Annotated in this window: 13 protein-coding genes; 1 reads left to right on the top strand and 12 read right to left on the bottom strand. The window is 59.5% G+C overall.

Annotated elements, in window-relative coordinates:
* Positions 1-131 precede the first annotated feature (131 nt).
* The gene (locus NKI24_RS22565; RefSeq protein WP_352452073.1) at positions 132-845 is read right to left on the bottom strand and encodes a HoxN/HupN/NixA family nickel/cobalt transporter; all 714 of its coding nucleotides are present in this window, start codon (positions 843-845) and stop codon (positions 132-134) included.
* Between the two features lie 21 nt (positions 846-866).
* On the bottom strand, positions 867-1,511 hold the full coding sequence (locus tag NKI24_RS22560; protein WP_502898301.1) for a DUF1007 family protein: 645 nt from the start codon (positions 1,509-1,511) through the stop codon (positions 867-869).
* Between the two features lie 399 nt (positions 1,512-1,910).
* On the opposite strand from NKI24_RS22560, the gene NKI24_RS22555 reads away from it, so the two are divergent.
* Positions 1,911-2,051 carry a hypothetical protein gene (locus tag NKI24_RS22555; protein ID WP_352452023.1) on the top strand — a complete coding sequence of 47 codons (141 nt, stop codon included), beginning with the start codon at positions 1,911-1,913 and terminating at the stop codon, positions 2,049-2,051.
* Between the two features lie 781 nt (positions 2,052-2,832).
* Here NKI24_RS22555 and copD read toward each other — a convergent pair.
* The 10 genes from copD to NKI24_RS22505 form a co-directional block, all read right to left on the bottom strand.
* The gene (gene copD, locus NKI24_RS22550; RefSeq protein ID WP_352452022.1) at positions 2,833-3,690 is read right to left on the bottom strand and encodes a copper homeostasis membrane protein CopD; all 858 of its coding nucleotides are present in this window, start codon (positions 3,688-3,690) and stop codon (positions 2,833-2,835) included.
* Positions 3,691-3,692: 2 nt separating this feature from the next.
* Complete coding sequence (gene copC / locus NKI24_RS22545) at positions 3,693-4,034, bottom strand: copper homeostasis periplasmic binding protein CopC (RefSeq protein WP_352590747.1); 342 nt, start codon at positions 4,032-4,034, stop codon at positions 3,693-3,695.
* Positions 4,035-4,311: 277 nt separating this feature from the next.
* Positions 4,312-4,887, bottom strand: a complete 576-nt coding sequence (locus NKI24_RS22540; protein WP_352508359.1) for a hypothetical protein — start codon at positions 4,885-4,887, stop codon at positions 4,312-4,314.
* Positions 4,888-5,131: 244 nt separating this feature from the next.
* Positions 5,132-6,139 (bottom strand): AI-2E family transporter, encoded by a 1,008-nt coding sequence (locus NKI24_RS22535; RefSeq protein WP_352515811.1) that lies wholly within the window; start codon positions 6,137-6,139, stop codon positions 5,132-5,134.
* A 333-nt stretch (positions 6,140-6,472) separates the two neighbouring features.
* The gene (locus tag NKI24_RS22530; protein ID WP_352466307.1) at positions 6,473-7,537 is read right to left on the bottom strand and encodes an ABC transporter ATP-binding protein; all 1,065 of its coding nucleotides are present in this window, start codon (positions 7,535-7,537) and stop codon (positions 6,473-6,475) included.
* Positions 7,530-9,200: an ABC transporter permease gene (locus tag NKI24_RS22525; RefSeq protein ID WP_352452017.1), complete on the bottom strand. Its 1,671-nt coding sequence runs from the start codon at positions 9,198-9,200 to the stop codon at positions 7,530-7,532. Before NKI24_RS22525 ends, NKI24_RS22530 begins: the two co-directional genes overlap by 8 nt.
* 120 nt (positions 9,201-9,320) lie before the next feature.
* Positions 9,321-10,424, bottom strand: a complete 1,104-nt coding sequence (locus NKI24_RS22520; RefSeq protein WP_352452016.1) for an ABC transporter substrate-binding protein — start codon at positions 10,422-10,424, stop codon at positions 9,321-9,323.
* Between the two features lie 208 nt (positions 10,425-10,632).
* Positions 10,633-11,736 (bottom strand): ABC transporter substrate-binding protein, encoded by a 1,104-nt coding sequence (locus NKI24_RS22515; RefSeq protein WP_352452015.1) that lies wholly within the window; start codon positions 11,734-11,736, stop codon positions 10,633-10,635.
* Positions 11,733-13,139 (bottom strand): sensor histidine kinase, encoded by a 1,407-nt coding sequence (locus tag NKI24_RS22510; protein ID WP_352466306.1) that lies wholly within the window; start codon positions 13,137-13,139, stop codon positions 11,733-11,735. The genes NKI24_RS22515 and NKI24_RS22510 overlap by 4 nt, the downstream gene beginning before the upstream one ends.
* On the bottom strand, positions 13,126-13,800 hold the full coding sequence (locus NKI24_RS22505; protein ID WP_023722098.1) for a response regulator transcription factor: 675 nt from the start codon (positions 13,798-13,800) through the stop codon (positions 13,126-13,128). The genes NKI24_RS22510 and NKI24_RS22505 overlap by 14 nt, the downstream gene beginning before the upstream one ends.
* Positions 13,801-13,901 lie beyond the last annotated feature (101 nt).

Below are 13,901 nucleotides of genomic sequence, written 5' to 3'. Positions count from 1 at the left end.
TCGGGCGTCACCTATCCGTCTGTTCCACCGACGAGCGCAGATGCACGTCGAAGGTTTGCGCCGCGACGAAGACACGGCTGACCTTCAGGTAAACGGGTCTTGATCCACCGCTCGATCTGGTTCACGGCATTTCAGCCCGACGTGATCTGCCAAACGGCTACGCCGGCAAGAGCCAAGCCGGCAGCGCCCTCAATGGCTCGGGAAATGGCATCGAACAGGCGTGGCCGGCTATCGAAAAAATGCACCAGACGTTCACGAAACAGGATCGACAGCACCGCAACGCAAGACAGCGTCAGCGCCACGCCAGCCATCATGGTGATTGCGAAAAGAATGCCGGCGACCGGAACGCCTCTGGATATCGCAAAGGTCATCACGAAAAGCGTCAGCGGGCATGGGATCAGGCCGGCCATGACGCCGACGGCCTCGCCCTCATGCTTGTGGTGATGGCCGTGGCTCAATGCGCGCCAGAGCATCCAAATGCCGATCAGGCCAAGCAGGCCCCGACTGACGTCTTCCAGCAGCGGGGCGCGGCCAACACTGCCCAGGGCAATCGATACCAACGGCAACGAGAGCGCCGCGATCAGCACGGCAATCGTTACATGCGTGAAGGAAAGTGTCAGCGACACCAGAAGCCCACGCCGGACGCTGGCATCCGATCCGGCGAGATAAGTGGCCAGCACGGCTTTGCTATGGCCCGGCGTCAGCGCATGCGCCGCGCCAAACAGAATGCCCATGGGCAGAAAGGCCGTGAAGGCCAGCCAACCGCCGCCGGCCGCAAGCAGTTTGATCTGCTCGGCCAGTGCCAAGTAGATCGTGCGTTGGAACTCGACCAGCGTCTGGAACATGGCCATCGAACCGGCTCCGGGTCAGCCGCACGTCAATTCGAGGCGCGTCGCGAAAATCTTGCCGAGATCGGTCCCCGTCGGATCACTGAAGAACGCGTCTGTCAGGCTCTTCTGGTTCTGCGCGATGGCCGTGTCCGGATCTGGACGGACGACGGAACGTGAGCAGCCTTGCGGCAGACCGGCCACCGCAAGCTTGTCGTCGTCGGTAAAATCGATTGCCGTGTAGAAGGTCGGATCGTAGACACCGATACTGACTTTTCCAGCAAGGGCCAACGGGTCCTTCGGCTGCGTTTCGAACTGGACGACGAGTTGATCGTTTTCATAGCTGACGCTGAACTTCGGCGGTGGCGCCATCGTCACGTCCTTGCCGTTCAAGGTCACCATCTGAAAGTAGTTGTACTCGGCCAACGACGCATGGACGGTGAGAGCGACTTCATCGAGTTCCTTCGCATCAAGGACAAGGTCGGAATTCTTGTCGAATTCCATCAGCACAGTGCTGGAAAAGAGGTCGTCGAAACGCCAGAGATGCCGAAGCGACTTGACCGTCCTGTCTGGACCGACGGTGAGGTCCAGCTTCGCTTCGGCAAAGACATGCGGATGGGCGTTCGCTGCCGCGGTGGAAGCGAGCAACAGCGCCGCGCCGGATACCATGCCTGTCAGTTGCATTTTTCGCTCACATTTCCCTCGTCGATTCCGAATCAGGCAGGACACCTGCCATTGCAAGCAGGCCGAAATGGGACGGGCCAAAGCCCATACCACCTTGATCGATCAGGGCTGTGTTGTTTCACTTAAGGAGGCAGCTACCCAAGGTCGCCCTTCAGCCAATGTTTGAGCATGATCACCGCGATACCAGCAAGGATTGCCAGCACTATCATCCAGATGATCTTTTGCCGATCGCTCAATTTCCCGCTCCTGATCGATTCAGAGCATTCCTATCGCGAGTTCCTTGCAAACGCAAAAAGCCCCGCGTCCCGTGCAGATAACACCAGCTGATCCGCCCTAGTCGTCGGCGATCGAGCTTGCAATGACCGTGTTCGATGTGATCCGGGACCTCGGGAACGTCAAATGGACAAGCTGCTTGCGATTGCCGGCTGTCAATATGTAGAGTTTGGAAACTTGCATTCCGTTTCTGTCCTCGCCGATTGTTTCGGCATCCGTCCGGGCGAAGAAACGCTCCTCGAATGGCGCGCGCTCGACATCGAATAGCTTTATGGAGCAAGTTTGCACGGACTTGCCATTCAAGTGGCTTTTGTCACCGCGATCATGGTTTTGGCCGGGAGGTCGTCACCGGTCGCCTCCCAGCCCTGGAAGGCGTCTACGTCACCGACGGGGGCAAGTGCTGCGTCGCCGGACAACGGAGTTCATCCGCGTCTCCTGGCCGCAGCGACGGTTCGTTCGAAGTCAGGTCCATGGGCAAGACAAATACCGTGAAAAGCTTCCAACGCCAGATCGACACTATCGGCACGCACCAGCGGCGATCTCAGGCATATAGCAGCGAACGCCGGGATAAAGAGGGGCTTCGACATCAGCACACCGCAGGGTCAAAAAATGGACCCTCTGGCACGTTAGTCAAGAGTGCCATTTAGCGGGCCCAGCGGCTGCGACGAGATCGACCTGCATCCGACTGTCGGCGGCTGCGCCGTCGCCCCGTAGTATCATTCGCCAGTTATTCTCCGACGCGGTCCGCATTGAAGACCCGCGATAGCCGTCGAACTTGTATGTCCATTCCCTCGGCCCTCGGGAGGCTTCTCCACCAGGGTGGGGATCAAAGGAGCGATGAACGCTAGCCGGCTGGGGCTGGCAGTTACTCGTTTACGCATGGAATCGTGTCTAGGTCGCAGGCATATATCCGCGCTCCACACGTCCTAACGTTGGTTGAGATCGGCAGCCAGACCGGCCAGCCACTCTGTGCGCCAAGCGGATAGAGGTGAGTGTCGATCGCGAATTGCAGAAACGGTTGCCAGCCGATAATTGCAAAGTCAGCGCGTCACGCGTACGGATCCATAAGCCCCAGCGCGCTTACATCCATAAGCACCCCAAACCCAATGATCTGCTCCAGCGCAACGTTGCGAGACAATGTTCCCAAACTTTTGGCCGGTTCGGACTTCATGCGGCTGACCAGGGCGTATCGATTGTAGACCGCCAAACCGACCATCGCGACGAATAGGCTGATCTTGAACAGGAGAATTCGACCGTAGCTGTTGCGCGGATCGGGGAACGAGCCAAGCATTAGCCAAGTGGTCATAGCGCCCGTAAAAAAAATGAGCGCAACCGCCACCATACCAAAGCGGGAGAAGCGCCACAGGACGGTTTCCACGCCTGCGACTTCGGATGGATGCCGCTGCGCTGCCGCGATTAGCAGGCCGAGGGGCAGGAGGCCACCTATCCACGCCCCGGCACTTGCAACATGGAGAGCTTGAGTCAGTGAGGCTAGAAGGCCCAACGCCGCCGCGTGGCCCTGCCAACCCTCACAGGTCAGTAGCAAGAAAGCCGGCCCGACGACCAATTCGGGCCGCCCCGAGAAGCTGATCACCAGGAGCAGGAGAACGAGCGAAAGGCGAACAAACCAAACAGTTCCGAAGTCGCTTTCCATGAGAACGCCGTGCAAGGTGTCAACCATACCCTCGCGTCCGGAGAGCCCGGCCGTAAAGCACAGCAGCCAAATTGCCGCGAAGATTGCGGCCGCAAGTGCGAGGGCAGGATTGATGTTACGGGGTAGAGGCGCAAGCGCGGGAGCCGCGGTTCTGTCTAGCGCATAGAAAGGGAAGAGTGCCGACCCGAATAGAATCATCACTGAGAGGAAGTAGACCCACCGGGCGAAGGCCAGAGTGCCATCAACGTCCATTTCTACGGTCTGACTTCAAATTTGAAATTGCCCTTCACCTTGTGCCCGTCTGCTGACAGCACGTGCCAATCAACTTGATAAACACCCGGCGCAAGGGACCTTGATACAGGTGCCACCATGTCCTTATCCTGCACCGCGATCTCCGTGGTGATCTTCGCACCATCCGGCCCCGACAGATCGATGCCCGAGAATCGAGCCTCAATGGGTTCGCTAAAGCGCAGTCGAATCTCAGTGGGCGGAGCGGCAATGGTGCTATTGATCTCTGGAGTAGCCTCGACCAATCGAGCATGCGCAAGCGCCTGGCCGGATAATGGCACGCTCCACAGCGCAACTGTGGCGATCATTCGGATAGTTCGGTTCAAGGCGAACTCCTCCCGCGACGACGGTCATCAAAGACTATGCACTTTCTGACGAGTATACGAATTTGTTCGTGTTGCAGGGCCGCCACCGTTCGAGCTGTCACGAAATTTTCCGTTTGCCGGAAAAGTGATGGGAGATCAGGCCAACACGTTACCGACCGCCGAGACTCTCGATTGAAGGTCACGGACGCCGCAAGCGTTTGTAATTATCAGGACAAGCGCGGGCCAAACAAGCGTTTGCGCCCGCGTGACTCCGTTTCAGCTACTTAACCGGGATCATGAGATGTGCGTATGGAGTGCCCGGCCACATCACATAGGGCTTGGATGTGTCAGGCTTGGGGTCCGTCGGATAGCCCTGCATCATGTCCATTGCGTTGACGATCATCACATGCGGGCCGGTCTCTATCCAATTGTTGCCTTCCTCGGGCTTCGTCGCATAGGGATCGGTGTTGCTGCCATCGGTACCGCCGGACAGCATGTACATGAAGCCGACCTTGCCCTTGGGCGGTTCCTTCTTTTCCATCCATGCCATCGCCCATTCCATCGCGTTGGCATCGCCGCACATTGGGTCCGGGCCGGGCGTGGACGGGCTGTCTGGCATGCACCAGAAGCCGTTCTTGCCCTCGCGCAGGGTGCGCATGGCGCCCTTTTCATCCGCGGCGTAGACCGCAGCGCCGCTTGCCACGGCAGGGGGTGCAGCAGATTCAGCGCTCTTGATCATCGCAGCGTCGTCGGCGGCTGCGCCTTGCATCGTAACCAAACTGCCTGCCGCCAAAAGGGCAGCGACCGTCAGAAGCCGTTTCATGGCCGTTCTCCGGTTTGAGTTGATCTTGTGCATGACGTCCGACGCACGGCTTTCCAGAGCCGTTTGTCGGTGATCAAACAGTAGCAGATTACATGCCTCCGGACAATTTACGTTTTAGCGCTGTCTAATGTCTTTGCAGGGGGCGTGCTATTAAACCTTCAAATCGGTCACGAAACTCCTGAGGGTTCACTAACCAAGATGGTGCTGTTCAGCGGCCAAATTTGCGCGGTTTCCCAGCAACCTTGCTTGCGTCGTCAAATCGCCACCTGCCCTAACCCTAGATTAGCCCGCGCATCGTCAGTTCAGCCTTCAGATAGGCATAATAGATCGGCGCGGCGACAAGACCCGGCATACCGAACCAGGCTTCCATGAAAACCATCGCCAGAAGAAGCTCCCAGGCACGCGCATTGATCCGCGAACCGATGATCTTGGCGTTTACGAAGTATTCGAGCTTGTGAATGATGATGAGAAAAGCAAGCGAGCCGAGCGCTGCAAGGAAGGAGATGCTGAGGCTGACAACCACGATCACCGTGTTGGAGATCAGATTGCCGATGACCGGCAGAAGGCCGGCGACGAAAGTCAGCGCTATCATTGTCCTGATGAATGGCAGATCGATGCCGAAGGACGGCAGAACAGCGACGAGATAGACCGCCGTCAGAAACGTATTCAACGCCGAAATCCGGATTTGCGAGAACACGATGTTGCGAAAGGCCTTGCTCAGAATGTTGACACGATCCGCCAGCGCGACCGCCAGTGGGCCGGGCTCGCGCGATGGCGCCGCCGAGCTCACCGCGATCAAGCCGCCGATCACCATGCCGACGACAATGTGGACCACCAGGACGCCAACATCCCGCCCAACGAGTTGAAGCTGGCCGGCATGTTCGCGGAGCCACCGGGCCGCGAAGACTTCCAGTTCCTCGATGTTTGATGGAAAATAGGCCATCGCCCAGGTCGGGAGATGGACGCGCGCGGTATCGATGATCTCGGCCATCTTCTTGAGGAGCGTCACGACGTTCTCCGAACCGCCAGTCAATTGCGACATGCCGCTAAAGATAGCGGCGGCTATCAGGAGCGTGAAGATCAATGCCACCAAGGTCAGCGCAAGGCTTTTCGTCAGGCTGTTGGAGACGCCGATTCGATGGAGCATCGGTGCGGCGAAATGAACGATGTTGAACACGAGAAGGCCCGAAAGCAGTGCCGGAAGCAGTCCGAGTTCGAGAACGGCGACGAGCGCTATAAGCGCAAGCAGGCACGACGCGAGATAGAACCATGAGAAAGTCAGCACTTTTCACCTGCAGAAGCAGCCAAGTCCTCTCCGGGTTTCATTAGCTTTGATACCCGGTGATGCGCAAGCGAACACGCGTTCAACACGTGTGTAAGGCTAACCGCCTCGCAGATCCCATGCTTGCGCGCCAGGTCGCCCGTTTTTGCCCCGCCTCATGCTCACGCAGGACCGCGATGATCAGCTCTTCCGTAAACCGCATTCTCTTCATCAGTCCGCCCTTCAATCGAGGCCGGACTTTAATCTCAGATGGAGGAAATTGCCCGTGGCAGGTCAGCCGCTCGAGGATGTTTATGCCGTTGGCAAGAATGATCCTCTTCGTGGTGAAGCCGAAGTTCATTCCGCCGCGAAGACCATCAGATCCTCGAAGGGGAACTCGACATAGTATTGGCCGGACGGAAGGGCGTCCCGGGAATAGGTCCGGATGGTCAGGTCATTGCTTTCGAAAATGACTTCATGCCGATCGCCAAGGAAAAGGCTCTCGACGCAGGTCATGGCGATACGTCCAGGGCCGTCCTCCCCGGACCACGTCACCCGCTCAAGCCGGACGAGTGCGGTGACTTTGGCGCCGACGGTCAGCTCCTGCTGGGCGCTGCCCACAAGATGGATGCCGTTGGCGACAATTTCCGCACGGTTGCCGTTGATGGCGGTGACCACGCCGTCAAGGCGATTGCTGGCACCCATGAACTCTGCTGCAAACAGGCTCTCCGGCTTGTTGTAGATTTGCTTGGGTGTTCCGTCCTGTTCGATCTGGCCGCCGTTGAGCAGCAGGATGCGGTCGGCGAGCGCCATCGCTTCCACCTGATCATGGGTGACGCACAGCGCCGATAGCCCGAGATTGGTGATGAGGCGGCGCAGCCAGATCCGCGCTTCTTCGCGTAGCTTGGCGTCCAGATTTGAGAGCGGCTCATCGAGCAGAATCACGTTCGGCTCGTAGACCAGCGCACGGGCCAACGCCACGCGCTGCTGCTGTCCGCCGGAGAGCTGATGCGGATAGCGCTCGCCCAGTTTGCCGAGGCCGATGCTGTCCAAAGCCTTCTGGACGCGGCTCGCAACATCTGCCTGGGATACTTTGCGCAGCTTCAGGGGATAACCCACATTCTCGGACACCGTCCGATGCGGCCACAGCGCATAGGACTGGAATACCAGCCCGAGACCGCGCGTTTCCGGCGCCAGATTGATGTTCTGCCCGGCATCGAAAAGCGGCTTGTCACCGAGCAGTATCTTGCCGCTGTTGGGTGTCTCCAGACCGGCGACCGCTCGCAAGAGCGTCGTCTTGCCGGACCCGGACGCGCCGAGCAAGGCGACGATCTGACCCGGTTCGACCGAGAAGGACACACCTTTCAGGATTTCAAGGTTGCCGTAACTGAGGCGCAGGCCGTCTATGACGATGTCAGTCATTGAGGCGGACTCCAAAGCGCATCGCGAGGGCAAGACCGGTCACGATGATGACGGTGTTGATGACGGCGAGAGCCGAGACCAGATCGATCGCGCCGGTGCCCCAAAGGGAAACCATGAGCGAGCCGATCACTTCGGTTCCCGGTCCGAGCAGATAGACGCCCGTCGAATATTCACGGGCGAAGATCAGGAAGATCAACAGCCAGGCCGAGAACATGCCGCCGCGGATGAGCGGCAGGGTGATGTCCCTGGCAACCTGGCCCTCGCTGGCACCAACTGACCGGCCGGCTTCCTCGAGCTCCTTGCCGATCTGCAGGAGCGTTCCGGAAATCAGCCGCATGCCATAGGCGAACCAGACAATGGTATAGGCGAGCCATACCGAGATCATCGTGGCGCGCAGGGGTGCGATCGGCTTGAAGAACAGAAATATCCACAGCATGGCGAGGCCAGCCACAATGCCCGGCATCGCCCGCGGTATCATGGCCACGTAGTCGACGACTTTGGTCAGGGGTGCGCTCGAGCGATGACCGGCGAGTGCCACGGCAGTATAGGCCGCGATCGAAGCCGCGCCGCCGACCACCGCGACGCCGACCGTGTTGACAATGGCGCTGACGACATTCGGATAGTCAGCGAGATCGCGATAGTGATCCAACGTCAGCACCTGGAAGATATTCACCCCGACGCCCCAGCTTGTCACCAGTGAACGAATTGCGACGCCGCCCACCGGTATGATCACGGTGGCCGCGAACCAGGCCACCACAAGCGCGAAGGCCGGCCAGCGAAGAGCGCCCAGCCGGATGGGGTTGTGCCGACTGCCCTTGCCTTTGACGGACACATAGCGGCTGGCGTTGCGCAGCATGTAGCGCTGCAGCACCACCAGCGGCAGCGCGATCATGATGATCGCCACCACCACTACGGCCATCAACTGATAGGAAGGAACACCGAGCTTGTTGGTGAGCTTGTAGAGATAGGTGGCGAGAACCAGCACGCCTTCCGGATCGCCAAGCACCAGCGGCAGGCCGAAAAGTTCGAAACCGAGGAAGAACACCAGAACCGCCGCATAGAGCACCACCGGCATCACCATGGGCAGCGACACACTGGCGGCGACGCGCCAAGGGCCAGCGCCGGCGGTGCGTGCCGCCTCTTCGAGGTCGGCGCCAACGTTGCGGAGCGCCGCCGATGCATAGAGATAGACATGTGGGACATGGGTGAGCCCGGCAATGATCGCGATCGATGTCACCGAATAGACATTCCAGGGCACGTAGCCGATCATCGACTTGACCGCCAGCGAGACGAAGCCGACTGGTCCCAGTGTCATCACATAGCCGAAGGCCAGCACCACCGCCGACATGAAAACCGGGATCAGGATGATCGGCTCCAGCCAGCGCTTGCCCGGCACGTCGGTGCGCACGATGATGAACGCCAGCAGGATTCCCACCGGAACTGCGATCACCGTCATGCCCACCGCGAGCTTGAGCGAAGTCGTCAGCGCTAGCCAGAAATCCGCGTCCGCGAGGATGAAGCTGTAGGCGTTCAGCGACAGATGCGCGGTTTTCTGGAAGAAAGGCGCGGACAGAAAACTCTGATAAATGATCAGGGTGACCGGTGCCAGCACCACCAGGATGGCGAGGAGGTTGGTGCTGACACGAAAGACACGGAAGGGCATGATCGCCTCGAACAAAGCCGGGGGCCGTCCGCTAGCAAGAGCGCAAGCGCGCCGTTCCGATGGTTCTCAATAGCAAGAAGGGTGAGAGAGCCGACTGTGGAGGCACTCCCGATCAAGCGATTACTCGCCCTTCATGGCTTTCTGCCACTCGTTGAGGAACGCCAGCCGTGTCGTCTCGTCGAGACCTTCGAGCAGCTCGTCGTCGAGCGCGATCGGGTGAACGTTTTCACCGGCGGCGGCCTTTATGGACGCCAGCGTGGTTGCCCCTTCAACGTCATCACGAACGGCATAGAGCTTGATGTCGTCGGCGATCAGCTTCTGCGCGCGCGCCGACAGCAGATAGTCTACGAATAGCTTCGCAGCATTGGGATCCTGGGCTTCCGCCGGAATGACGGTGGCGCGGGTGGTCACCAGGACATAGTCCTTCGGGATTATCACACCGAGGTTCTCGTCCTTGGCCTGCTTGGCGAGGCCATATGAGCCGAAGATGCCATAGGCGATGGAATGTTCGCCAGACGTGACCTTCTCGATCATCGAGCCGGCGGAGCTGTAGAGCTTGATATGGGCCTTGCCAAAAGCCTTGTTAAGCGCCCAGGAATCGGTCCAGTTCTTGGCGTCCTGGTTGTAGAAATAGAAGCCGACACCGGATTTTTCCGGATCGTAGGACGCGATCTTGCCATCATATTCTGCGGTTTTCCCGGTCATCAGCTTGAGAAGATCGGCGTGGGTTGCGGGAACATCGCCTTCAGGCACGAGACGCTTGTTGTAGACGAAAGTCACCGGGTCGGCGGTGGTACCATAGACCATGTCCTTGTAGGACGCCCAGGCCGGAAGGTGGGCCGCCTCCACGGATTTGTATTCCTGCGCATAGCCGTCTGAGGCAAGTTTGATCTGCAGATCCGGAGCCGAAGACCATGCGACATCTGCCGTGCCTTGGCCCGAAGCGGTTTCGGCAATGACGCGATTGTAGAGTTCGGTGGAATTGAGGTCGGAATATTCGACGGCGATGCCGGGGAACGCTGCTTCGAAGTCCTTGAGCAAGGGCTGGACCAGCGCCGCATCGGTCGTTGAATAGATGCTTAGGTGTCCTTCCGCGGTGGCGGCGGCCACCAGATCCTTGTAGTCGTCCGGATACCCGGCGGGGATCTCGGCAGCGGCGGCAAGCGTCGCGAAAGCGGCTGACAGCGAAAACGCGGCCATCATCGTCGCAAGACGATTTTTCATTAGGGTCTCCTCCAAGTTCGCCTAAATCGTACTCCTCCAGGCACAAAGGCGAGTATCATCCTGACCTGTCACCAACCTGTCACGGCGATGTCGAGGTTTGCTCAGCCGACTAGGCCCGATGGGTCGTGATCAGATTGTCGACGACAGCCGGATCGGCCACATCGACGTATTGCCGAATTTTTGAAATCTTGGGACGGCATCCTACGCGTCACGGTCGCTGGCCCTGCGCATCGATCATGGACTTGCTCCAATCCTCGATGAAGCGGCGGCGCAACGCCTCGTCCTGTACGGCAAGTAACGCAGGGCCGATGCGTATGGCGCGCGCGATACCAGACTCCCCAAGTTTTTCCGGGCCGTCCGCTCCCTCAGGCAATTGCCCGTTCTCGGCAAAGAAGAAGGCGCTATCCCTGGCAACCTTCTGTCCTCGGGCTGACAGAAGGTAGTCGAGAAATCGTTTGGCAACGCCCATATTCGGCGCCGTCTTCGGAATGAGCGCGCCACGACTGAGTATCAGCGCATAGTCCCGCGGGACAACGACCCTCAAATCGGAATTGCCCCTGGCCGCGGCGTAGGCATATGACCCGATCATATTGTAGCCTATATACAGGCTCCCGTTTGCAACGTCCTGAAGGGTCTCCGCGGTGCAACAACGCACCACAGTTTCCGCTCGGCTCATGCTTTCCAGAAGCCGACCGTAGACCGCCGTCGTCTGCCGCGCATCACTGAACGCCAATAGGTAGCCGATGCCCGAAAGTCGGATGTCGAACGTTCCGACCCGTCCGCGATAAAAATCGATCCGCCGCCTGAGAAGATCGGCGAGTTCGATGTGGGTGCGCGGTACGTCGCCGGACGGCACGAGGCGGGCATTATAGACGAAGACGGCCGGTTCGTAGGTAAAGCCGAATACCTCGTCGCGCCAGTTTGCCCAATTGGCGACATGCGCGGTTTCGGCCGACACGTGCGGCGCCGCGCAGCCGTCATTGGCGAGCTTCACGAGTTGGTCGACCGACGGAGACAACAAGATGTCGCCCAGCACCGCGTCCGTCCGACAGGCTTCACTGGCACTCCTTTGCAAGTCGTTGGTGACATATTCAACATACTCGACGGCCACGTTGGGGAAAACGGACTGAAAATCCCGGATCAGTGGTTCCATAGCCGCCAGATCGGTCGCGGCGTGGATCGACAGTCGGTCCTTCTCCGGCTGAGACGAAGGGAAAAATGCGCTGCTTCCTTCAGCAGCTCTTGCCGCGTGACCGATGCATAGGAGGACGGCAGCCATCAAACCGAATGTCGGCAATGTTCCCGTTATCATCCGGTCTTCTCCGTGGCGATGGGCAACGTCAAGGTGACGGTGAACCCTTGCGTGCCCTTCCCGCCATCCTTGCTTGTCTCGCGAAAGGTCAGCGCGCCACCGTGAGCCGCCGCAACCTCCGACGCGATGGCGAAACCAAGACCTGCGCTGCCGTCATGAGATTTGGACGTTTCGAAGCGCTGCGTGACCCGCTCCCACTCGCCCGGCGGAATGCCCGGTCCGTCATCTTCGACCTCGAGATGGGCACGCGTACCGTCCCTGCGTACTCTGACCTCAAGGCGCGACACCACTCCATGACGCAAGGCATTGTCGATGATATTGACGATCGCTTCGCGAAGGCTGACGGCGTCCGCAAGCACGACCGGCTCGTCGTCAGGCGCCTCGAAGGAGACGATAATGTCCGGATCGATAGTTATCGGAACCGCCGCACGGAAAGCGCGCCGTGCGACATCTGCCAGACCGTGCGGCTGAAGCTGCACGGAATCGGCACGATGGATGACCATGGCGTGGCTGAGCAACTGGTTGGTCAGGCGCGCAAGTTCGCTGGCGCGCTGCTGTACGCGATCGAGATGCTGGCGGCTCGACTTGTCCAGCTTGGCTTGACTCAACAGATCGAGCTGCGCCGTTAGCGCTGTCAGCGGCGTTCTGATCTGGTGCGCCGCGTCGGCGATGAAGCGCTGCAGGAGTTTCACGCGCTCGTCGAGCCGACTCATGAAATAATTGATGGAAGTAACGAAGGGCCGCAATTCTCTCGGTACGACGACCGTTACCGGCGTCAGGTCTTGTGGATCGCGACGGCGGAGCGTCGCTCCGAGATGCTTGACCGGTTGCAGAGAATAGCGAATAGCAATCATCGCTCCAGCCAATGCCAATATGCTCATGACCGCCAGGAGGACGGTCGCCCTGAGAGTCAATTCACCCGCGAGCGCGCGGCGGGCTTCCGTGGTCTGCCCAACGATGACATGCGCCCAACCGGATACGGCTGGATCGGACAGTGCGCGCGCCACCACCGCAATCCGAACCGGTTCGCCGCGATAATGCGCCGATTCCAATACCGGGACATCGTGTATTGCGGCCAGATCAACTTCTGTTTGCAGATCGGCATAACCTGTCAGCGTCGCGCCGGAAGGGCCGATCACGCGATAGAAGATGCGATCGCGGCTGGCGAGGCCCAGAAGTTCAAAAGCTGATACCGGCAGGTTGATGATGAGCGAACCGGATTCAACCGTAAGGCTGTCTGCCATCTGGATGGCCGCACCAAGCAGAAGCCGGTCATAGGCGTCATCGGCGGCGGTACGTGCGTAGTACGACGCCGCACTCACCAGAAGAGCCGCACCCAGGCCCAGCACCAGCGAGATGCGGACCGCCAGGCGCGTGAAAAGGGAAGGCTCAGCCGGTATCATCGGAAGCCAGCTGATATCCCACGCCCCGCACGGTAACGATCTGCGCCTTGGCGCCTTCCAGCTTCTTGCGCAGCCGCCCGACATAAAGTTCGATCGCGTTCTGATTGGCCGGCTCGTCAAACCCGAAAAGCTGATCGATAAGTTCATCTTTGCTGAAGACGCGGCCTGGCCGCGACGCCAGTATCTCAAGCAACGTCATCTCGCGTCGTTTCAATTGCACCTCGCGCCTGCCTACTCGCACTGAGCGGCTGCCGCGGTCGAGCACGACATCGCCACACTGTACGATGTTGGTCGCCTCGCCGCTTTTCCGCCGGAGCAGAACACGGGCGCGCGCTTCCAATTCCCGGAAATCGAACGGTTTGACCAGATAGTCGTCGGCGCCGAGATCAAGCGCGCCAACGCGGTCCTCTATCTCGGAACGGGCCGTCAACATCAGAACCGGGGTCGTATTCCTTGCCTGCCGGAGCCGTCGAACGATTTCGAACCCGTCGAGGCTGGGCAGCATGACGTCGAGGATGACGAGATCGTAGCAGGTGAAATCGAGGATCTCTGCGGCAGCACGGCCGTCCGTCTCCCAATCGACTGCGTGGCCGATCGTTTCGAAGCGGCGGCTGATAGCCTCGCCAACGTCGCGCGTGTCTTCGACGAGGAGAATTCGCATGCCGGAGCATTTGCACGGAAGCAGCCGCCTATCAAGCGTCACCTCTTTGCGGAGAGGCGCTTGACATCATCTGCAGATCACGCGTTGGCTTCAGCCCTGTT

It is taken from the genome of Mesorhizobium sp. M0701 (assembly GCF_040320365.1).
Lineage (GTDB): Bacteria > Pseudomonadota > Alphaproteobacteria > Rhizobiales > Rhizobiaceae > Mesorhizobium.
Note: the sequence above shows the minus strand (reverse complement) of the source record. Positions and strands in the feature narration are given on the sequence as shown.